At 56.2% G+C, this 18,915-nt stretch carries 16 protein-coding genes; 4 read left to right on the top strand and 12 right to left on the bottom strand.

Annotated elements, in window-relative coordinates; translation table 11 throughout:
- Positions 1–20 precede the first annotated feature (20 nt).
- Entirely contained in the window at positions 21–1,136 is a 1,116-nt protein-coding gene (locus MWU55_RS10600) for a class I SAM-dependent RNA methyltransferase (RefSeq protein ID WP_246936148.1), read from the top strand.
- Between the two features lie 48 nt (positions 1,137–1,184).
- Here MWU55_RS10600 and MWU55_RS10595 read toward each other — a convergent pair whose 3' ends face one another.
- Complete coding sequence (locus MWU55_RS10595) at positions 1,185–1,961, bottom strand: transporter substrate-binding domain-containing protein (RefSeq protein ID WP_246936147.1); 777 nt, start codon at positions 1,959–1,961, stop codon at positions 1,185–1,187.
- Positions 1,962–2,115: 154 nt separating this feature from the next.
- Here MWU55_RS10595 and MWU55_RS10590 point away from each other — a divergent pair, with 154 nt between their 5' ends.
- Together MWU55_RS10590 and MWU55_RS10585 are read left to right on the top strand one after the other, a co-directional pair.
- Positions 2,116–2,805 (top strand): amino acid ABC transporter ATP-binding protein, encoded by a 690-nt coding sequence (locus tag MWU55_RS10590; protein WP_246937872.1) that lies wholly within the window; start codon positions 2,116–2,118, stop codon positions 2,803–2,805.
- A gap of 10 nt (positions 2,806–2,815) precedes the next feature.
- Positions 2,816–3,583, top strand: coding sequence for an amino acid ABC transporter permease (locus tag MWU55_RS10585; protein ID WP_246936146.1), 768 nt, complete (start codon positions 2,816–2,818; stop codon positions 3,581–3,583).
- A gap of 15 nt (positions 3,584–3,598) precedes the next feature.
- On the opposite strand, the gene MWU55_RS10580 is transcribed toward MWU55_RS10585, so the two are convergent.
- The 7 genes from MWU55_RS10580 to acs form a co-directional block, all read right to left on the bottom strand.
- Positions 3,599–5,014 carry an exonuclease domain-containing protein gene (locus MWU55_RS10580; RefSeq protein ID WP_281501855.1) on the bottom strand — a complete coding sequence of 472 codons (1,416 nt, stop codon included), beginning with the start codon at positions 5,012–5,014 and terminating at the stop codon, positions 3,599–3,601.
- Positions 5,014–5,541 carry a hypothetical protein gene (locus tag MWU55_RS10575; RefSeq protein WP_246936145.1) on the bottom strand — a complete coding sequence of 176 codons (528 nt, stop codon included), beginning with the start codon at positions 5,539–5,541 and terminating at the stop codon, positions 5,014–5,016. The genes MWU55_RS10580 and MWU55_RS10575 overlap by 1 nt, the downstream gene beginning before the upstream one ends.
- 22 nt (positions 5,542–5,563) lie before the next feature.
- The gene (locus MWU55_RS10570; RefSeq protein ID WP_246936144.1) at positions 5,564–7,399 is read right to left on the bottom strand and encodes a DUF294 nucleotidyltransferase-like domain-containing protein; all 1,836 of its coding nucleotides are present in this window, start codon (positions 7,397–7,399) and stop codon (positions 5,564–5,566) included.
- A 102-nt stretch (positions 7,400–7,501) separates the two neighbouring features.
- Positions 7,502–9,289: a sodium:solute symporter family protein gene (locus tag MWU55_RS10565; protein WP_246936143.1), complete on the bottom strand. Its 1,788-nt coding sequence runs from the start codon at positions 9,287–9,289 to the stop codon at positions 7,502–7,504.
- 15 nt (positions 9,290–9,304) lie between these two features.
- The gene (locus MWU55_RS10560) at positions 9,305–9,565 is read right to left on the bottom strand and encodes a DUF4212 domain-containing protein (RefSeq protein WP_246936142.1); all 261 of its coding nucleotides are present in this window, start codon (positions 9,563–9,565) and stop codon (positions 9,305–9,307) included.
- Between the two features lie 64 nt (positions 9,566–9,629).
- Complete coding sequence (locus MWU55_RS10555) at positions 9,630–10,313, bottom strand: adenylate kinase (RefSeq protein WP_246936141.1); 684 nt, start codon at positions 10,311–10,313, stop codon at positions 9,630–9,632.
- Positions 10,313–12,283 carry an acetate--CoA ligase gene (gene acs / locus MWU55_RS10550; RefSeq protein WP_246936140.1) on the bottom strand — a complete coding sequence of 657 codons (1,971 nt, stop codon included), beginning with the start codon at positions 12,281–12,283 and terminating at the stop codon, positions 10,313–10,315. The genes MWU55_RS10555 and acs overlap by 1 nt, the downstream gene beginning before the upstream one ends.
- A gap of 405 nt (positions 12,284–12,688) precedes the next feature.
- Between acs and MWU55_RS10545 the strand changes: the two genes are divergently transcribed.
- Positions 12,689–13,381: a nitroreductase gene (locus MWU55_RS10545; protein ID WP_246936139.1), complete on the top strand. Its 693-nt coding sequence runs from the start codon at positions 12,689–12,691 to the stop codon at positions 13,379–13,381.
- On the opposite strand, the gene MWU55_RS10540 is transcribed toward MWU55_RS10545, so the two are convergent.
- From MWU55_RS10540 to MWU55_RS10525, 4 genes are all read right to left on the bottom strand, one after another.
- Positions 13,378–14,481 carry a thiolase family protein gene (locus MWU55_RS10540; RefSeq protein ID WP_246936138.1) on the bottom strand — a complete coding sequence of 368 codons (1,104 nt, stop codon included), beginning with the start codon at positions 14,479–14,481 and terminating at the stop codon, positions 13,378–13,380. The genes MWU55_RS10545 and MWU55_RS10540 overlap by 4 nt on opposite strands.
- Positions 14,478–15,641: an AMP-binding protein gene (locus MWU55_RS10535; protein WP_246936137.1), complete on the bottom strand. Its 1,164-nt coding sequence runs from the start codon at positions 15,639–15,641 to the stop codon at positions 14,478–14,480. Before MWU55_RS10535 ends, MWU55_RS10540 begins: the two co-directional genes overlap by 4 nt.
- Before the next feature lie 188 nt (positions 15,642–15,829).
- Positions 15,830–16,264: a universal stress protein gene (locus MWU55_RS10530; protein WP_246936136.1), complete on the bottom strand. Its 435-nt coding sequence runs from the start codon at positions 16,262–16,264 to the stop codon at positions 15,830–15,832.
- Positions 16,261–18,876, bottom strand: a complete 2,616-nt coding sequence (locus tag MWU55_RS10525) for a TRAP transporter permease (protein ID WP_246936135.1) — start codon at positions 18,874–18,876, stop codon at positions 16,261–16,263. The genes MWU55_RS10530 and MWU55_RS10525 overlap by 4 nt, the downstream gene beginning before the upstream one ends.
- Positions 18,877–18,915: the final 39 nt, after the last annotated feature.

Here is an 18,915-nt window from a genome sequence, read left to right as displayed (position 1 = left end):
CAGCTGGGATAGAAGGCCCCATGACCACAGATGATCTTGAGATATTCCTTGTCGCCCCACCCGGACTGGAAGGCGTGCTGGCTGATGAAGCGCGCGCCGCTGGCTTTGCAACACCAGAAGCCAGCCCCGGAGGCGTCACCACTCGTGGCAACTGGTCCGAAGTTTGGCGCGCCAACCTAACACTGCGCGGCGCGACCCGCGTATTGGTTCGCTTGGGCGAGTTTCGGGCCTTCCATATGGCGCAGCTGGACAAACGGGCGCGTAAGTTTCCGTGGGCCGATGTGTTGCGCGCTGATGTTCCTGTAAGGGTCGAAGCTGTATGCAAACGTTCGAAAATCTATCACCACAAAGGTGCCGCGCAGCGGGTCGAGCGTGCAATTTCTGAAACCCTTGGCGCGTCGGTGTCAAAAGATGCGGCTTTGACAATCAAGGTGCGGATTGACGACAACCTTGTCACCATCAGCTTGGACAGCTCGGGCGAAAGCCTTCACAAGCGTGGGCATAAGACTGCAACCGGCAAAGCGCCGATGCGCGAAAACCTTGCTGCTCTGTTTCTGCGGGCCGCTGGATATGACGGGCAAGAGGCGGTAATTGACCCGATGTGCGGCTCTGGCACGTTCCTGATTGAGGCCGCTGAAAGGGCGGCAGCTTTGCTGCCCGGACGCAGCCGCAGTTTTGCCTTTGAGAAGCTCGCGACCTTTGACCCCGCAGCCTTTGAGGCCCTACGCGCTGCCAGCACACCAGCCGCCATCGGTGGAGTTCGCTTCTTCGGATCAGACCGAAATGCCGGCGCAATTGCCAATGGTCGCAAGAACGCGGAAAGCGCGGGCGTCAGCGAAGCCATTCAGTTCACAGAAGCTGCGATTAGCGATCTTGAGCGCCCTGAAATTGCCCCAGGTCTAATCATCGTGAACCCGCCCTATGGGGGGCGCATTGGCAATAAGAAGCTGTTGTTTGCGCTTTACGGCACAATGGGCAAAGTGTTTCAGGAACGCTTCTCAAGTTGGCGGGTTGGGATCATCACATCGGATGGTGGATTGGCCAAGGCGACCGGTTTGCCGTTTTTGCCTCCGGGACCTCCGATAGATCATGGCGGCACAAAGGTGAAGCTCTACCAAACCGCACCACTTCCTTAAAAAAGGCCGGGTCAGATGCCCGGCCTTTCCAATTTCTCTATGTCCTGATCAGTTCAGGCCCCACTTAGCAGCGGTTGCATCGAAGAAGCCTTTTTCCTGCTTCAGTTTAATCCAGCTGTTCACATAGTTGATCCAGACCTGATCCCCTTGTGGCAACAGCATCGCAATCGGCGTAGGCGCACGAGGGGCGTCCACTGGGATGGCCGTAACCTGCGGGAATTTCTCGGTCAGGGTTGCACCTTCAATGTTCGACGTGATGAAGACGTCCGCGCGGCCCGACAAGACCTCTTGATAGCCGCGGGCGGGTGCTTCGACCACTTTGATATCGGCGTCCGGGAACCATTCTTTCACCATCTTCTCAAACGATGTGCCCAGAGTGGTCGCCACCTTGACCTCGGGCTTATTGATGGACTCCCAACCGCTAAAGCCAGCCTGCTTTTCCGAAGTCGTAAACGGCATAATCTGGACCGAGATGTACGGGTCCGAATAACCTGCCACCTTCATGCGTGACGGCGAAATCGAAGCCGATCCGGTCATGTGGTAGTTTCCGGCGACAATGCCGTTCACCAGCGTTTTCCAATCGGTGGGAACAAACTCCAGCTTGACCTCAAGGTCTTTGGCAAGCTCGGTCATGACGTCGATGTCATACCCCTTGTAACTTTCCGTCGCCGGATCACGCACCGACATCGGGTTCCAATCGCCGGTTGTTCCTACTTTCAGGACACCGCCCGACAGAATGTCATTCAACGCAGATTGCGCTGATGCCGCCCCGGTGAAAGTTGCCAAAGCCAGAAGCCCCGCCCCAAGAGTTCTCAAAAAGTTCATCGCGCCTTGTCCTTTTGGTGGTTATAAATTCGGTCTCATGTTCATATAGGTTACGGGAACAAAACCCGAGTGGATCATTCGTCACAATCAGTTGAACAAAAAACGGCCCGTAGAACAAGTGCAGAACACAAGACAGATTGATCCTGCGGTGCAGATGAAAGACGTATCGAAGTGGTACGGAGACTTTCAGGTTCTGCGCGACATTTCTTTGACCGTAGGAACTGGTGAAAAACTGGTGATTTGCGGGCCTTCCGGGTCTGGGAAATCCACCATCGTTCGCCTTCTGTCAGGGCTCGAGACGCATCAGGTTGGTGACATTCATCTGCATGATGCCAACAAACCCGGCGATATCGGGATGGTGTTTCAAAGCTTCAACTTGTTTCCGCATCTGTCTGTTCTGGACAATCTGACACTGGGGCCCATTCAGGCATTGGGTCTTTCCCGATCTGAGGCCGAAACACGTGCGCGCGGTTATCTTGAGCGCGTTCGCATTCCTGAACAGGCTGGAAAACGCCCAGCCCAGCTGTCTGGTGGTCAACAACAACGCGTCGCGATTGCGCGCGCTTTGTGCATGGAGCCGAAGCTCATGCTGTTTGATGAACCCACATCCGCGCTGGATCCCGAAATGATCGCCGAAGTTCTGGAGGTGATAGAGGATTTGGCAGCTGAAGGCATGACCATGATCTGCGTGACCCATGAAATGGGGTTTGCGCGGCGCGTGGCAGATCGGATCGCCTTCATGGACGCTGGGGAAATCGTCGAAATTGGCCAGCCGGAACAGGTGTTTAAAGCGCCAGAAAGTGAACGTTTCGCACAATTCCTTGACAAGATTTTGAAGCATTGACGGGGCAGAAATGAAATTTCGAACAATCGCCCTGATCTCATCTCTGCTTCTATTAACCGCCTGCTCTGCGGCCCCCGGAACCTGGGGCTGGTACGTCATTGATCCGACAACTGAAAACGGCTGGACCAATATCCGCTTTCTGATGCGCGGGTTTAGCTCGACCATCCAAATCTCTGTTCTTGCGGCAGTCACGTCCATCATCCTTGGGCTATTGGTGGCACTTCCCGCTTTTGCTCAAAGCCGCTGGCTTCGCCTTCCGAACCGGATTTATGTCGAGTTCATTCGTGCGATCCCACTGCTTCCGATGCTTTTTTGGGTTTTCTACGGCCTGCCCGTCGTCATGCGCAGTATGGGCATCAATATATCGATCGATCCGTTCTGGGGGGCCGTGATTACACTGGCCTTATCCGATAGCGCCTTCACCGCTGAAATCTTCCGCGCCGGCATTCAATCCGTTCCCAAAGGGCAGGCCGAAGCAGCGCAGACCATTGGTCTAAGTCGTGCGAAGGCCATGCGCTATGTGATCCTGCCACAAGCCATCAGACGCATCCTGCCCCCGTTGGCGAACCAGTTCATCTACATCGTGAAAATGTCCGCCTTTGCATCTGTCATTGGAATGCAGGAATTGACCCGTCGCGCCAATGAACTGGTCGTGACCGAGTATCGCCCGCTTGAGATCTACACCCTGCTGATCCTCGAATATCTGGTTTTGGTCCTGATTATCTCGGCCGGGGTGCGCTGGTTGGAGCGCCGCATGGGCGCGGATGAAAGCCGCTAAACAGCCATGCGGTGATCAGTTCAGGTCTTCCAACAGACGCTTGTGTTTTTTCGCCTCGGAAATGGCGCCGCCCAGCGTCTCGATCCCTTTTGAATGCAGCATTGCCAGCATCTTGCACAAGACCTCGGCGGTGGCGTGGGCATCGCCCAATGCTGTGTGGCGCAGCTCGGGCGGGATCACCACACCCAAACGATCGCAAAGCGCATCCAGGGTGTGAACTTCGGTGGTCCCATAAAGCGCGGCTGACAATAAAACGGTGTCCAGAATTGGATGGGTCCAATCCACCCCGCAAGTCTCTGCATGGCGACGTAGGAACGCCATATCAAAGGGCGCATTGTGGGCCACAAGCACGGCGCCACGGGCAAAGTCATGCAAAGATTTCCCGGCCTCGCGAATGGTCGGTTGACCTGCTACCATGTGATCAGTCACTTTGTGGACCTTGGTGGACGCCGGAGGGATTGGCATCTCAGGGTCAACCAGTTGGTTGATCACCTCACCCGGCACAATCTTTTCCTTCACAACACGCACCGCGCCAATTTGCACAATTTCATCTTTATGCGGCAAAAGACCCGTGGTTTCGGTATCGAAAACGACATATGTCAGATCTCGCAAGCTCATCTGCATCAGATCGTCGGTCGCCTGCCCTTCCATCAAATCAAAGTCAAAGACAACTGGTCGCCCTTCATCTGGCGCGATCATGGCATGGGCGTCGTCGATCATCAGAAGATAGCCTTCGCCGGGCGCAAGGGGTTTCAGGCGCGCGTCAAACTGCAGACCATTGGCTGCGGAAAGGTCTGTGAACTTCTGCTCTAACCCGGACGATATCATCTTGTCATAAGCCGCCAAGAAGGCGGATTTCTGGAAGTAGTCAAAAATAGAGGCGTTCAGCCGGGCCGGGCTGACCTGAGACAACACCGCAGCCGCCTGCTTGTCATAAAGAACGATCTGATGGGCCGGGTTGATCAAAACCATCGCAACCGGAATCTCGGATAAAAGTGCCGTTAGCCGGGCTTTGTCCGCGGACAAGCGTTGTGTTTCCGCAGCCACGATACTGGCCTGATCCATTGTGGATTTCATCAGCTGTTCCGATACAGCCTCGGCCGCAGGTGCCAAATCCCCCAAAAAGCGCGCGCTGTGCATATCCACCCCGCCGCTGCCAGCATGTGCGCGAGACCGCAACCCAGTGGCCAAACGTTCGATCGGACGTGCAACATTCTCGTCAAACAGAAACCAGACCCCAGCGACCAGAGCCAACAGACCGAAACCTGACAAAACACCTGCAAAGACAAATCCCGATATCACGTCTTCTGGCGTCGCACGACCCGCGCCGACAAAGAGCGCTGCGATGACAAGCGTGACCGAGGCCACAGCCAAAAAAGCAAAGAACAGAAAGATCCGAAATCGAAGGGACAGTTTTGTCAGAATTTGCATCAGGACACCTCGAGTTCGCAGATTGCCGTGACCAGCGGATCCCCCTCACCCGGCGAGAACCAATCAATTCCGCTAATGTCTCCGTCCGCGTCAAAGGTTACGCCATCAATCAGGGGCGCGCGTTTGCCGGATGTGCAATCAGCCAAAATCACCATCTTCTCTGGTGCGGACCAGCGGCCAAGGAAATAGGTGTCAACCATACGCATTGCGGGTTGGTCTGCATGGGTGCGTAGCGATGGTTCATCCAAGGCAATGAAACGTTCGGTAAACGGCTTCACATAGGTCCAAGGCCGATAAATCGCTTTCTTTTCAACCGTGTGAACAACCTTCATGCCTTCAGGCAAAGTGGCACGGGTCCGGTCATACCACGCATATTCATTGGCAATAGTGGTGGATATCATCGCGATCCCTGCCCCAACAGGCATGGCCCATTTGGGAAGGCGCCCACCGCTTATTTTGTTGAACAACAGAACGACACCGGCGCCCGCAAAGCCCGATACCAATGTTGCGACCATCTCAAAGAACATCCTGTATCCTCCTTACCCCGTGTTAGCCCAGCATCCCGCGCCCGTGCCCGATTGCGCTTTGCATGGATTTCACCACAACAAATGCGTCGCGCAAATGACTACGCTCAAATTCGGACAAATCAGACGGGGAAAGATAGTTATCCGGCTTACCACCGGCTTTGACTTCTGCGACCTGATGTTCAAGCCGTGTGTCAGCGATCAGATCATACGCATCCAGCAGGTCTTGCCCGCCAGATTTACTAAGACCACCTGCATGGATCGCAGCCTCAAGACGGGCACGCGTGTTTGCTTCGGTCAGTTTGCCCTGAAGGGCGTAAACGCGGCCCAGATCCACGATCGGCACAACACCGTTATGTTTCATATCCAGTTGGTTTTTATGCTCTCCCGACCGGATCGTTGCAAAGCCACGCAACAATCCCAGAGGGGGCGTATGCTTCAGTGAATTGGACACCATATGCGCTACAAAGATCGAATTCTTCGCGGCCATCGTCAATGTGTCTTTCTGCATTCCTTCAAAAAGGCTTTCGTCACCCGAGATCGCACGCAGATCAAACATGACCGAGGCCAGCATCTGTGCTTCCGGGCTTGGTTTCGCAATCCAGCCATCGAAGTACCCACGCCAAACAGACAGCGGCTGACACCAGCGGGGGTTGGTCGCCATCATGTCGCCCGGGCAATAGAAATACCCGCAGACATCCAGCCCGTCACACACGAAATTTGCCAAATCTGCGAAATAGCCTTCGCGGTCTGCATCACTGACATCATCATGTAAAATCATGCAGTTATCTTGATCGGACACGCCCGTTTGCTCTTGCCGCCCTTGCGACCCGCATGCGGCCCAAAGATAGGGCACAGGCGGCGGGCCAAATTTGTCTTCCGCCAATGCTAAAAGTCGCCGCGTCGCGGTATCCGCAATGTCAGTGATCAGCCGTGTGACCACTTGGTGCGGGCTACCACCAGCCACCAATTGAACCAACAATTGAGGTACGCGAGTCGTAACTTCGCGCATTTGTTCGGGCGTATCAGCTTGCGCAATCTCGCGCACCAGTTCGGCCGAGCTGACGGCCTGAAAGCGGGTCAAGTCGGTTTGGCTTACAATGCCGACCAGCTTGCCCCCCTCGACGATGGGAACGTGACCAACACGCCGCTCCATCATCGCGTGCAGCACATCTGATCCAATTGCCGATGGTGCAAGGGTAATTGGGTTATGGGTCATAATGTCGGATACGGGCGTATCCACGGGTTTCGCGTCTGCCAGAACTTTGCCGGAAATATCGCGCGTGGTCAGAATGCCGGTCAACGCTTCGCCTTCGGTCACGCACAGCGAAGAAACACGACGATCCCGCATCAGAATTGCGGCCTCTTGCACGGTTGCAGAAGGCGCGCAGGTGACCGGGTTGGCCGCCATCAAGGTATCAACTTGCGTTGTCGCAAGATCCTGACGATCCTGTTTGGAAGGGCGATCGGAACGCGACCGATCGAAGAAGCGCCTTACCTTGTCCTCCGCTGCAATCAGCGCGTGAAACTCGACGGTTGGCAAAATCAGCAAAGTCGTATCCGTGACCGCGCGGGCGGATGTCACAGCCTTTCCGTCACGCAGCAGCCCACGTTCGCCGAACGAGTTCCGCAGCCCGAGATGCGACACCACTGATCCGTTTTCGTCCGTAACCTCGACATCGCCCTCGTAAATGATGAACACTCCGGGAAGCTCATCACCGAAGCGATAAATTTCATCCGAAGCCGCAACGACCTGGGCGTCCAGAACCGGCACGATCTTTTCGACCACATCGGCCGTCAGTGCATCATAGGGGTGGACGGATTTCAGAAAACGAAAGATCTGATCTTGGCTGAGGGGCATATTTGCTGCCTTCATTAAAAGTTAGTCCCGCCCGATATGACACCGGACGGGACAAATTTAAAAGAGGGCGGGTCGCCGCATTGGGCCACCCACCCAAGCCGATTACTTGTTCTGAGCTGCACCGGCGCCGCGCGGAACGCGAACCGATTCAACCAGCTCTTTGATCTCTGCAGGCAGAGGCTTGGTCATACCCGACACGGTGTAAGCAACCGCGAAGTTGATCGCCGCACCAATTGCGCCGAACGAAGTCGACTTAACGGTGCCCAGAAGCGGATCAGCATCGGTGAAGCTGTTGGTGCCCGGAACAAAGAACCAGCCTTTGTGCAGGAAGATGTACAGCAAGGTAACCGAGATACCTGCAATCATACCTGCAACTGCGCCAGTGTTGTTGATCTTGGTCGAGAAGATACCCATCATCAGTGCCGGGAAGATCGACGCGGCGGCCAGACCGAAGGCAAGTGCCACGGTTTGCGCTGCGAAGCCCGGTGGGTTCAGACCCAGATAGGTTGCAACAACGATCGCAACTGCCATGGCAATACGTGCCGACAGAAGTTCGCCTTTTTCCGAGATCTGCGGGTTGATCGCACCTTTGATAAGGTCATGCGATACAGCCGACGAGATCGCCAGAAGCAGACCAGCAGCTGTCGAAAGAGCAGCAGCCAGACCACCAGCAGCAACCAGACCGATAACCCAACCCGGAAGGTTGGCGATCTCGGGGTTGGCCAGAACCAGGATGTCACGGTTGAACTTGGTCAGTTCGTTACCGGTCCAGCCTTTTTCAGCGGCCATTGCTTGCATAGCTTCAGACTTGTCGTTGTAGTACTGGATCTTGCCGTCGCCGTTCTTGTCTTCCCAGTTCAGAAGACCAGTTTTCTGCCACGTTTTCATCCAGTCGTAACGCTCTTCGGTTTCGATCTGCTCAACGGTCACAGCTTCGCCAGAGATGCCGCCATTGGGCCACATCATTTCCGAGATGTTCAGGCGCGCCATTGCACCAACAGCGGGAGCCGTCAGATACAGCAGTGCGATGAACACCAGAGCCCAACCAGCCGACCAACGGGCGTCCGATACTTTAGGAACGGTGAAGAAGCGCATGATGACGTGCGGCAGACCAGCCGTACCGATCATCAGCGACAGGGTGAACAGAACCATGTTGAAGGTATCGGCGTGGTGAGCAGTATACTCATTAAAACCAAGATCCGTCACGATGGCGTCCAGTTTCGCCAGAAGCGGCTCACCCGAAGCTGCGTGCTCACCGAACAGGCCCAGGGCCGGGATCGGAGTGCCAGTCAGCTGCAGCGAGATAAAGATCGCCGGGATGGTGTAGGCCATGATCAGCACGATGTACTGAGCCACCTGCGTATAGGTCACACCCTTCATGCCGCCGAAAACGGCGTAGGCGAACACAACAGCTGCACCGATCAGCAGACCAGTTGTGTTGTCCACTTCCAAGAAGCGGCCAAACGCAACACCAACACCGGTCATCTGACCAATAACGTAGGTGGTCGAGGCCACGATCAAGCAGATAACTGCAACGATACGTGCAGTCTGCGAGTAGAAGCGGTCACCGATGAATTCCGACACGGTGAATTTGCCGAACTTACGCAGGTAAGGCGCAAGAAGCAGCGCCAGCAGCACGTAGCCACCGGTCCAGCCCATCAGGAACGACGAGTTGTCGTAACCGGTAAAGGCGATAAGGCCAGCCATCGAAATGAACGATGCAGCTGACATCCAGTCAGCAGCTGTCGCCATACCGTTGGTGACCGGGTGAACACCACGCCCAGCGGCGTAGAATTCTGAGGTTGAGCCCGCACGGGCCCAGATTGCGATGCCGATGTACAGCGCGAAGCTCGCGCCCACAAACAGCAGGTTGATCGTAAACTGATCCATCTGTTTCTGGCCCCTTTATTCTTCGTCTACGCCGTGTTCACGGTCGAGCTTGTTCATGCGGAATGCGTAGTTAAAGATCAAAATCAAGAAAACGATGATTGATCCTTGCTGTGCAAACCAGAAACCAAGATCGGTCCCGCCAACAGCGATGCCGGACAGCATCGGACGCAGCAAGATGCCGAATCCAAATGAAACGATCGCCCAGATTACCAGGCTGATCATGATGATGCGCAAATTGGCGGACCAATATGCGTCGTTTGATGAGTTGTCGGCCATGAAAGCCTCCTCCCTGTGAAGTTCCTCCAACGGGGTCACATCTGCGCCCCCGCCCGTCCCTTTCTTATGCGATCGCTTCCTGAACGATCCCATTGAGATTGCCCGCAATGGTATCGATGGCCTTCATGGCATCGACCTTTTGCAAGCTGCCCTTGCCCCCGTAGTAGGCAATAAGCGGTGCCGTCTGCGCATGGTAAGCCACAAGGCGGCTACCCACAGTTTCGGCGTTATCGTCGGCCCGGCGTTTCATGCCCGTGCCGCCGCATTTGTCGCAGACGCCATCTTTGGCGGGCTGCTTAAACTCGTCGTGATACCCTTCACCGCAACCGCCACAGGTGTAACGGCCCGAAATACGGGTCACCATTGCAGCGTCATCGACCTCAAGGCTGATGGCTGCGTTAATCTTCTGACCGCTTTCCGCCAGCAGGGCGTCCAGCGCCTCGGCCTGAACGGTGGTGCGGGGGAAACCATCAAGGATCACGCCGTTGGCACAATCGGCGTCTTGCAGACGGTCGCGCAGAATGTTGATCACGATTTCGTCCGAGACCAGTTCACCGGCCTCCATAACGGCTTTTGCAGCAAGGCCCGCTTTGGTCCCTGCTGCTACGGCTGCGCGCAAAAGATCTCCGGTAGACAGCTGAACAAGTCCGAACTTGTCTTCCAGCATCCGGGCCTGAGTGCCCTTCCCGGCGCCCGGAGGCCCGAGAAGGATCAAAACAGGTGCGGCGGTTGTCGTCGCTGCGTCCATTATGCGCCCGCCTTATGCATGCGGTTGTCGATCAGCTCTTCCACCACCGACGGATCGGCCAGTGTCGAGGTGTCCCCCAGCGAACCAAAATCGTCCTCGGCGATCTTGCGCAGAATACGGCGCATGATCTTGCCCGAACGGGTCTTAGGCAGACCCGGGGCCCACTGGATGTGGTCGGGGCTGGCGATCGGGCCGATTTCCTGACGGACCCAGTTGCGCAGTTCGACTTTCAGGTCGTCGGTATACTCTTCGCCGTCCATCAAGGTGACATAGCAATAGATACCCTGCCCTTTGATGTCGTGCGGGAAGCCAACCACGGCGGCCTCGGACACCTTGGCGTGAGCGACCAGAGCGCTTTCCACTTCGGCGGTGCCCATACGGTGGCCTGATACGTTGATCACGTCGTCCACACGGCCGGTGATCCAGTAATAGCCATCCGTGTCACGGCGGCAGCCGTCACCGGTGAAGTAGTAGCCTTTGTAGTCGGCAAAATAGGTCGCCACGAAACGCTCGTGATCGCCATAGACCGTGCGCATTTGGCCGGGCCAGCTGTCTTTCATACACAGCACGCCCTCGGCTTCAGTCTCGTGGATCTCTTCGCCGGTGGTCGGCTCAAGGATCACAGGCTGCACACCGAAGAATGGCGTGGTGGCCGAACCGGGCTTGGTCGCCGTGGCGCCGGGCAGCGGGGTCAGCAGGTGACCACCGGTTTCCGTCTGCCACCAAGTGTCAACGATCGGGCAGTTTCCTTTACCGACAACGTCATTGTACCAGTTCCAGGCCTCGGGGTTGATCGGTTCACCTACTGTGCCCAGCACCTTCAGGTCGCTCAGATCATATTTGGTCACGAACTCTTCGCCGCGTGCCATCAGGGCGCGAATTGCGGTCGGCGCGGTGTAGAACTGGTTTACCTTGTGCTTCTCGCACACAGCCCAGAAACGGCCTGCATCCGGATAGGTCGGAACACCTTCGAACATCAGCGTGGTCGCGCCATTGGCCAGCGGGCCATAGACGATGTAGCTGTGGCCGGTGACCCAGCCCACGTCAGCAGTACACCAATAGATGTCGCCTTCATGATAGTCGAATACGTACTCGTGGGTCATTGCAGCCCAGAGCAGATAGCCGCCAGTACAGTGCTGAACGCCCTTCGGCTGGCCAGTCGAACCCGATGTGTACAGAATGAAAAGTGGATCTTCGGCGTTCATGACCTCGGGTGGGCAGTCTGCCGAAGCGCCCGCCATCAGCGCTGCATAGGAATGGTCGCGACCATCCACCATCGGCACGTCGCCGCCAGTACGCTCGACCACCAGAACAGGGGTCGACCCCAGATCACCATGGGCCAGAGCGGCATCCACGTTGGTTTTCAGAGGCGTGTTACGCCCACCACGGGGGGCTTCGTCGGCGGTGATCACCAGCGAAGCGCCACAACCTTCAACACGGGCCGCCAGCGCCTCGGGTGAGAAACCCGCGAAGACGATCGAGTGGATGGCACCGATGCGGGCACAGGCCAGCATCGCGTATGAAGCTTCAGGGATCATCGGGAGGTAAAGAACCACGCGGTCGCCTTTGCCGACGCCCATGCCTTTCATCACATTGGCCAACTTCGAGACGTTCTCGTGCAGCTCATTATACGTGATTTTCTTGTCGAGGTTCGGATCATCCGATTCCCAGATGATCGCAACCTGGTCGCCACGGGTCTCGAGGTGACGGTCAATACAGTTGGCCGAGACATTCAGCTCGCCATCTTCGAACCATTTGATCGACACATCGGGATGCGCAAAGGTGGTGTTCTTGATCTTGGTCGGTGTCTTGGTCCAGGTCAGACGCGTCATCTGCTCTGACCAGAAAGCTTCGGGATCATTTACCGATGCGGCATACATCTCTTGATATTTAGCGGCATCAATATGTGCATTCGAGACAAACTCCGCAGACGGAGCATAGGTCTTATCAGCCGTGGCTTGCGACGACATTCAGGTTCCTCCCAGCTTTTCCTCCAAACGCGACCGGATCGCGTGGGTTGGGAACGCACCATCAAAGTTTCGCCCCCCACTTGCCTTGAAAACTGGAGGATAAGACACATCTAAACAACAGATTTTGTGTAAATTTGTTTAACAGCGCCCGTTTTACTTGTAAATTTGGATGCCAAAATCAATTCAAACTATTGTTATATATCTAAAATAATGATAATTCATTGCTTTGTGAAATGTAAACATTTGGCACAACATGCTCACGCTTCCCCTTCTGTAAGTTCACTCTACGTCAACAATTCGGGTTATCTCTCCAAAATCCGTGTCAGCAAAACCATCAACGAAGCGATTCACCATTGTCATGCCTGTTCTTGACAGTTTGGCGTCCAGCAAGGCACACCCAAGAGCATGACAAGCCCGTTCCAAACCTTGCTCGATCAGCGCCAATCCGTGCGCGCATTTACATCTGATCCAGTGCCCAGATCCGACCTGGAAAGAATCTGCCGGGCTGCACGAAAAGCTCCAAGTGGTGCGAACCTGCAACCCGGAAAATTTCACGTTCTGACCGGGCAAGAGCTGACCGGGCTTACGGCGGCTCTTCAAACCGCATTGACGAATAACGAAGCACCGGTTGCCGAGTACTCGTATTTCCCAACACCGATGCCCGCGGACCTTAAGGCACGACAGCGATCTGCTGGTTTCGCGCTGTATCAAGCACTGGGGATCGAAAAACGCGATGTGGCGGGGCGGCGCACGCAATTCGCACGAAACTATGCCTTCTTTGACGCGCCCGTTGGAATTGTGGTGACCATTGATCGCCGCATGGGCAGCGGCTGCTTTATGGATTTAGGCATGTCGCTAATGACACTGCTGTTGGCGGCCGAAGATCTTGGCTATGGTGCAACCGGGATCGGCGCGCTGGCGAACTATGCACATATCGTCCACCGCCAATTGGACATGCCAGAATCCGAGCTGGTCGTGTGCGGGATCGCCATTGGCAAGAAAGACGAAGCCGCGCCCGTGAACCAGTTCCGCACAGAACGCGATGCGTTGGAGGTGTTCACCAGCTTTCGCGGGTTTTCTTCGAACGACGAAGGTTAAGGCGCAGAAAGCATCAAAGCCGTGCCAAGCCCCCCCGCTGCGGCAATGGCTGCAACCCCTACACCACCTTCTCGCAAGAGTGCGTGATAAAGCTTCACTGAAAGTATGGCACCCGAGGCGCCAATTGGATGCCCCCGCGCCAAAGCGCCTCCGGTTGTATTGACGATCTCACGCGAAAGGCCTGCGCCTTGCTGACAGGCAATGGCCTGCACAGCGAAGGCCTCCATGATCTCGGCCACCTTCACGTCTTTCGCGGTAAGGTTTGCTTGGCCCAACGCCGCCTTAATCGCAGCAACAGGTGCGATGCCAGGCAGCTCGGGCGTGCCGCCAAGGCTCGACCCGGATTCGATCCGTACTGAGGGCACGGATGCTCGGCGGGCGATGCGATCGGAAACGACCAGCACGAAAGCAGCCCCATCAGCCGCAACGGCCATATTTGCTGTTGTGACACTGCCCGTCACCACTTTCGCACGTTCGCAAAGTCGCGCTGTCAGGTTCCGGGTAAACGAATCCGTGTGAAGGCCCGCGACGGGAACAATTTCATAAGATTGATCCGCAGAAAGCGCGGTCTGATGGCTGGCAATGGCCCAATCGTCCTGCACCTCCCGCGCGATTTGCAATTCTTGCGCAAGGGCATCTGCGGCCTGCGTCATATCAGGATCTCTGTCAGGCCACGGGGTGAATTGGGCTTGTTCGTAAGGTTCTGGATCTCGCCCATCTACGAAAGTCCGGTATCGCAGGGGCCTGCGCGAGTAGCTTTCCGCCCCGCCAGCGATGACCAAATCATGCTGGCCGGACATCACCATGGCCTGCGCCAAAACAATGGCATCCAATCCCCCGCAACATTGACGGTCTATGGTCAGCCCACCCACCGTTTCCGGCAGCCCAGCGGCTAAGGCCGCGACGCGCGCAGGGTTTCCGCCTGCTCCAAGAGCGTTGGCCAAGATCAGTTCGCCCACATCCTCGGATCGCAAACCTGCTTGATCCAATATCTCGCGGATAACTGGCGCAGCAAGCTCGTGGATATCAAGCCCTGCAAAAGCCCCACCATGCGGGGCAACGGCTGTTCGCCGGGCAGCTATGATATGCGCTTGGGTCATGTTGTCTTTATCACCATGTGCTGAAGCCTTACCAGATCAGGTTTTCCTGCTGGCAGCAAAGGCAGTTCATCCAGATAGATCACCTGCTTCGGCGTTGAATGCGGACCGAATTGCGCGCGACATCCGGCTGTAATGGCTTGCGTCAATTTGGGAGAGCTTTCGCCCTCAACCACCGCGACAAGCACATTCCCACGTAGCGTGTCAGGCAAGGGAATGACGGCACAGCGCGCGCCGTTTGTGATCCGCGAAACCTCGGCCTCGACCAGTTCGGGAAAGACGTTGTTGTCAGCCACCGTGATCATGCGCGATTTGCGGCCCAGCAGATATAGGAACCCGTCTGCATCCATCTGGGCCATCTCTCCAACGCTCAGGAATCCGCCCTGCCAGCGCGTGTCCGAGTTGTCGCCGTCGACATAGCCTTCAAACAAATACGGGCTTTTCACCCAAAGCTCACCAGGCCTTGTTTTTGTCAGCTGGCCGTCATCATCCCGCAAAGCAATCTCGACGCCCGGATACGCCTTTCCGACGGACGTGATGGGAGCATTCACCTCGGCCATGGTCATGAAGCTGGTTTCCGATGCGCCGAAAAACTCATGAAGCTTTGCATTTGGAAACAGCCGCTGAACGGCCTCCGCCGTATCCTGATCCAGCTTTCCACCGCCAGAGAAAACCAAGCGCATCTGCGACAAAGGCGCGGATCCCACCTTCACCAACAACCGCAATTGCGCGGGTGTGGCGTAGAGCACCTGCACGGCATCTTTGCCCATCTCCGCGATCTGCGTGCGTGGTGACAGACCCGTTAAAACCGACAAATCCGCCCCCAGATGCAAGGCTTCAAGTATGGCAAACAGCACCAGCGAATGCCCGGGCACACCCAGCACTGCATAAGGCTTATCGGGACCCACCCCGAATTGCGCGCGTGTGATTTCGAAACTGGCCATCCAGCTTTCGGGCGTTCGCTGAATGGTTTTTGGGGCACCACTTGAACCTGAACTTTGGCATTCGAGAACTTGCCGCCCATCATCTGTGTGCCACAACGTGATGGGGATATCGGACACCTGACTTGCACGGATGCTCGCCCCTGCACCCAGACCACTTGCAATGCGCCGAACCGAGGCAGCTGCATGTTGCGCCTGCGCGGACCCAGCTTCGCCAGGCAACAGGATCCTGCTGCTTATGTCTTGCCGGAAAAACACTGGTGCCCATGGTCCTTGGTTGCTTGAGTACGGTTACGGGATCGCTACCCGCTTGGGCCTTTCTAAGTCCACCACCAGAGAATGAGAAGTCTAATGCAAAACGGGCACAGCCTTCGCCGCGCCCGTTCTAAGTGATTTATCGCTGCGCGGCTTTAGCCACGCACAACATAGACAGACGCCGTGGAGTGACGAACCACTCGCGCCGCGTTTGGCCCCAGAAGATAGTCCTTCAGGTCCGGACGGTGTGCCCCGATGACAATCAGATCAGCCTTATTTAGCTCGGCTGCGCGCAGTACTTCTTCATAGACAGAACCCATGGCGACGATGTGGCGGACCTTGCTGTCGGCCTCAGCGCCCAAAGACTTCAGCGTCATGGACTTCAGAAGATCACTTGCGTCATTCTGCGCCGACTTGACGTGGTGGTCCTGGAAATAGGCCCCCACCACTGACATACCAAAATCCGGTACGACAGTGATCACGTCAAGCTGTGCATCATGCAATTCGGCCAGTTCAGCCGCCGTTTTCAGAACTGAGTTCTCGGCCTCGACACGATTGATGTCGACAGCGCAAAGGATGGTCTTGGTCATGCCGTTTCTCCTTCCATGATTTCTTCTTCCTTGGCGCGACGCGACTGCAGGAAGGCCACAAGGCCAAGCAGCAGCAGGGCTGGGATGAAGATCAGCTCTTTCGGCATTTGGTTCGAAGGTGCCTGAACCGCCGAGATTTGAACGGGGTCATCCCCGTAGAAGTCGAACGTAGACAGCTTGTCTGCCAAAGGCGTGCCGAACATCGGTTCGTCGATGCGCATCACGTCCCCTTCTGGCATCAAAGCGATACCCGAAGCATCCAGTCGCGCAGCGCCACCTTCAGCCTCTGGCACATCCAGAACAACCGTCAGGTCTTTGACTTCAAGGGTGTCAAAGTCCGGTCCCGAGATCACGACGCGCAGTGGATCACCAGGATTGGCATCCCCAATCGCCTGCTCAATCTGAGCCGGTTCAATCTGCGTGAAGGGCGGTTGGATCTGGTTCATGAAGAAGCCCGGGCGGAACAACGCGAAGGCCACCACCAGAAGAGCAACGGTTTCCCAGATACGCGACTTCGTCAGGAAGAAGCCCATGGTACCCGCCGTAAAGACAAGGATACCGATCGTCGCCACAATGAAGACGATAATCCCTTGCGTGACCGTCACATCAATCAACAGAAGATCTGTGTTGAAGATGAAGACGAACGGCAAGGCCACCGTGCGGAGCGAGTAGAAGAACGCGGTGAAACCGGTACGGATGGCATCGCCACCCGATACTGCCGCTGCCGCGAAACTTGCCAGCCCAACAGGTGGCGTCACATCCGCCATAATCCCGAAATAGAAGACGAAGAGGTGCACAGCGATCAGCGGCACAACCAGGCCGGATTGCGCACCCAGCTCGACGACAACCGAAACCATCAGCGATGACACAACGATATAGTTCGCCGTTGTTGGCAAGCCCATCCCAAGGATGAGTGACAGGATCGCCACGAAGACCAGCATCAGGATCAGGTTTCCGCCAGACAGGAATTCGACAAAGTCTGCCATCACCTGACCAATGCCCGTCAAGGACACGGTCCCAACGATGATACCGGCGGTTGCGGTTGCAAGGCCAATACCGATCATGTTGCGCGATCCGTCGATCATCCCTTCAACAAGGTCCCCGACGCCTTCACGCAGTCGCCCAACCGGGTCGCCTTCGCCACGGAACATCGCTTTCAGGGATTTCTGTGTCAGCAGAATACCAAATAGCAGGAACGTGGCCCAGAAGGCCGACAGGCCGGGTGATTTGCGCTCGATCATCAGGAAGTAAACCAGCACGATGATCGGCAGCAGATAGTAAAGACCCGACTTATAGATCTTTGCGATATCTGGCAGCTCTACCACTTCTGCATTGGGGTCATCCGGTTCGAGATCTGGCACCTGTGCGGCCAGATAGATCAACGCGATATAGATGGCGAACAGCAAGATCGACAGCACCCAGCCAGAGCCCGACGGGAACAGCGATGTGATCCAGCCCACAGGATATTGCGTGGCATAGCAAAGTGCCGCAAACCCAGCAAAGAAGAAGAACATGCCGCCAATGGTTTTACCCATTGATACGACCTTGTTGCCGATCGTCGGCATTTTGTTTTTCACCGCCTCAAGATGCACGATGTAGACCAGCGCGATGTAGGAAATGATCGCTGGCAAGAAGGCGTGGGTGATCACCTCGACATATGAGATGCCCACATACTCAACCATCAAGAACGCAGCCGCACCCATGACGGGAGGCATGATCTGGCCGTTCACGGACGAGGCGACCTCGACCGAGCCGGCTTTCTCAGCCGAGAAGCCAACACGTTTCATCAGCGGGATTGTGAATGTACCGGTGGTCACAACGTTTGCGATCGACGAACCCGAGATCAGGCCCGTTGCGGCGGAGCCAACGACGGCGGCCTTTGCAGGACCACCGCGAAGGTGACCAAGCGCGCCAAACGCCATTTTGATGAAATAGTTGCCCGCACCTGCGCGGTCCAGAAGAGCTCCAAACAGAACGAACAGGAAAACGAACTTGGTCGACACGCCCAGCGCGATGCCAAAGACGCCTTCTGACGTGATCCACATGTGGCTCATGGCTTTACGAAGCGATGCACCGGCCCAGCGGATCTGGTCGGGCACGACTTCTGACGAGCCAAAGAACACGTAGAAAAGGAAAACGACGGCCAAGGCCACCATCACCGGACCAAGCGTCCGGTACGCAGCCAGGAACAGGAATCCCAGCGCAACAAGAGCAATATACGCATCGGTCTGGTCAGCAAGACCACCATTTGCGACGATTTTCTCGTAAAAGAAGTATCCGTACATTGCGAGCAAGGCGCCCCCAACCCCGAAAATCCAGTCATACCACGGGATGTAATCACGTGGGCTGGACTTAAACAGCGGATAGGCCATAGCGGCCAAAAAGATTGCAAACGCCAAGTGGATTTGGCGTGAGTTGTTGATCAGGTCACCGGGCAAAAGATATGGCGCGACTGGTGAGGCCAATAGAACCTGAAAGATCGCCCAGATCAGCGCCACAGCGGCAATCATCAATCCGACAGGCCCATGTGGGCTTCGGGCACCCGTATCGCTAGCAGCGACGAGCTCTTGTAGCTCCTCTTCGCTGAGCGCGCGTTCTTCTTTCGTGGACATTTATTATCTCCCTCGGCCACCAAAGCGACCAAACTTGTT

Origin of the sequence: Aliiroseovarius sp. F20344, assembly GCF_023016155.1 — a bacterium.
In the GTDB taxonomy this organism is placed as follows: domain Bacteria; phylum Pseudomonadota; class Alphaproteobacteria; order Rhodobacterales; family Rhodobacteraceae; genus Aliiroseovarius.
This window is presented reverse-complemented; position numbering and strand designations above follow the sequence as displayed.

Excerpts from the sequence above, each read along its gene's own strand:
- MWU55_RS10600 (WP_246936148.1), top strand. The coding sequence starts at position 21 with ATGACCACAGATGATCTTGAGATATTCCTTGTCGCCCCACCCGGACTG.
- MWU55_RS10595 (WP_246936147.1), bottom strand. The coding sequence starts at position 1,961 with ATGAACTTTTTGAGAACTCTTGGGGCGGGGCTTCTGGCTTTGGCAACT.
- MWU55_RS10590 (WP_246937872.1), top strand. The coding sequence starts at position 2,116 with ATGAAAGACGTATCGAAGTGGTACGGAGACTTTCAGGTTCTGCGCGAC.
- MWU55_RS10585 (WP_246936146.1), top strand. The coding sequence starts at position 2,816 with ATGAAATTTCGAACAATCGCCCTGATCTCATCTCTGCTTCTATTAACC.
- MWU55_RS10580 (WP_281501855.1), bottom strand. The coding sequence starts at position 5,014 with ATGCAAATTCTGACAAAACTGTCCCTTCGATTTCGGATCTTTCTGTTC.
- MWU55_RS10575 (WP_246936145.1), bottom strand. The coding sequence starts at position 5,541 with ATGTTCTTTGAGATGGTCGCAACATTGGTATCGGGCTTTGCGGGCGCC.
- MWU55_RS10570 (WP_246936144.1), bottom strand. The coding sequence starts at position 7,399 with ATGCCCCTCAGCCAAGATCAGATCTTTCGTTTTCTGAAATCCGTCCAC.
- MWU55_RS10565 (WP_246936143.1), bottom strand. The coding sequence starts at position 9,289 with ATGGATCAGTTTACGATCAACCTGCTGTTTGTGGGCGCGAGCTTCGCG.
- MWU55_RS10560 (WP_246936142.1), bottom strand. The coding sequence starts at position 9,565 with ATGGCCGACAACTCATCAAACGACGCATATTGGTCCGCCAATTTGCGC.
- MWU55_RS10555 (WP_246936141.1), bottom strand. The coding sequence starts at position 10,313 with ATGGACGCAGCGACGACAACCGCCGCACCTGTTTTGATCCTTCTCGGG.
- acs (WP_246936140.1), bottom strand. The coding sequence starts at position 12,283 with ATGTCGTCGCAAGCCACGGCTGATAAGACCTATGCTCCGTCTGCGGAG.
- MWU55_RS10545 (WP_246936139.1), top strand. The coding sequence starts at position 12,689 with ATGACAAGCCCGTTCCAAACCTTGCTCGATCAGCGCCAATCCGTGCGC.
- MWU55_RS10540 (WP_246936138.1), bottom strand. The coding sequence starts at position 14,481 with ATGACCCAAGCGCATATCATAGCTGCCCGGCGAACAGCCGTTGCCCCG.
- MWU55_RS10530 (WP_246936136.1), bottom strand. The coding sequence starts at position 16,264 with ATGACCAAGACCATCCTTTGCGCTGTCGACATCAATCGTGTCGAGGCC.
- MWU55_RS10525 (WP_246936135.1), bottom strand. The coding sequence starts at position 18,876 with ATGTCCACGAAAGAAGAACGCGCGCTCAGCGAAGAGGAGCTACAAGAG.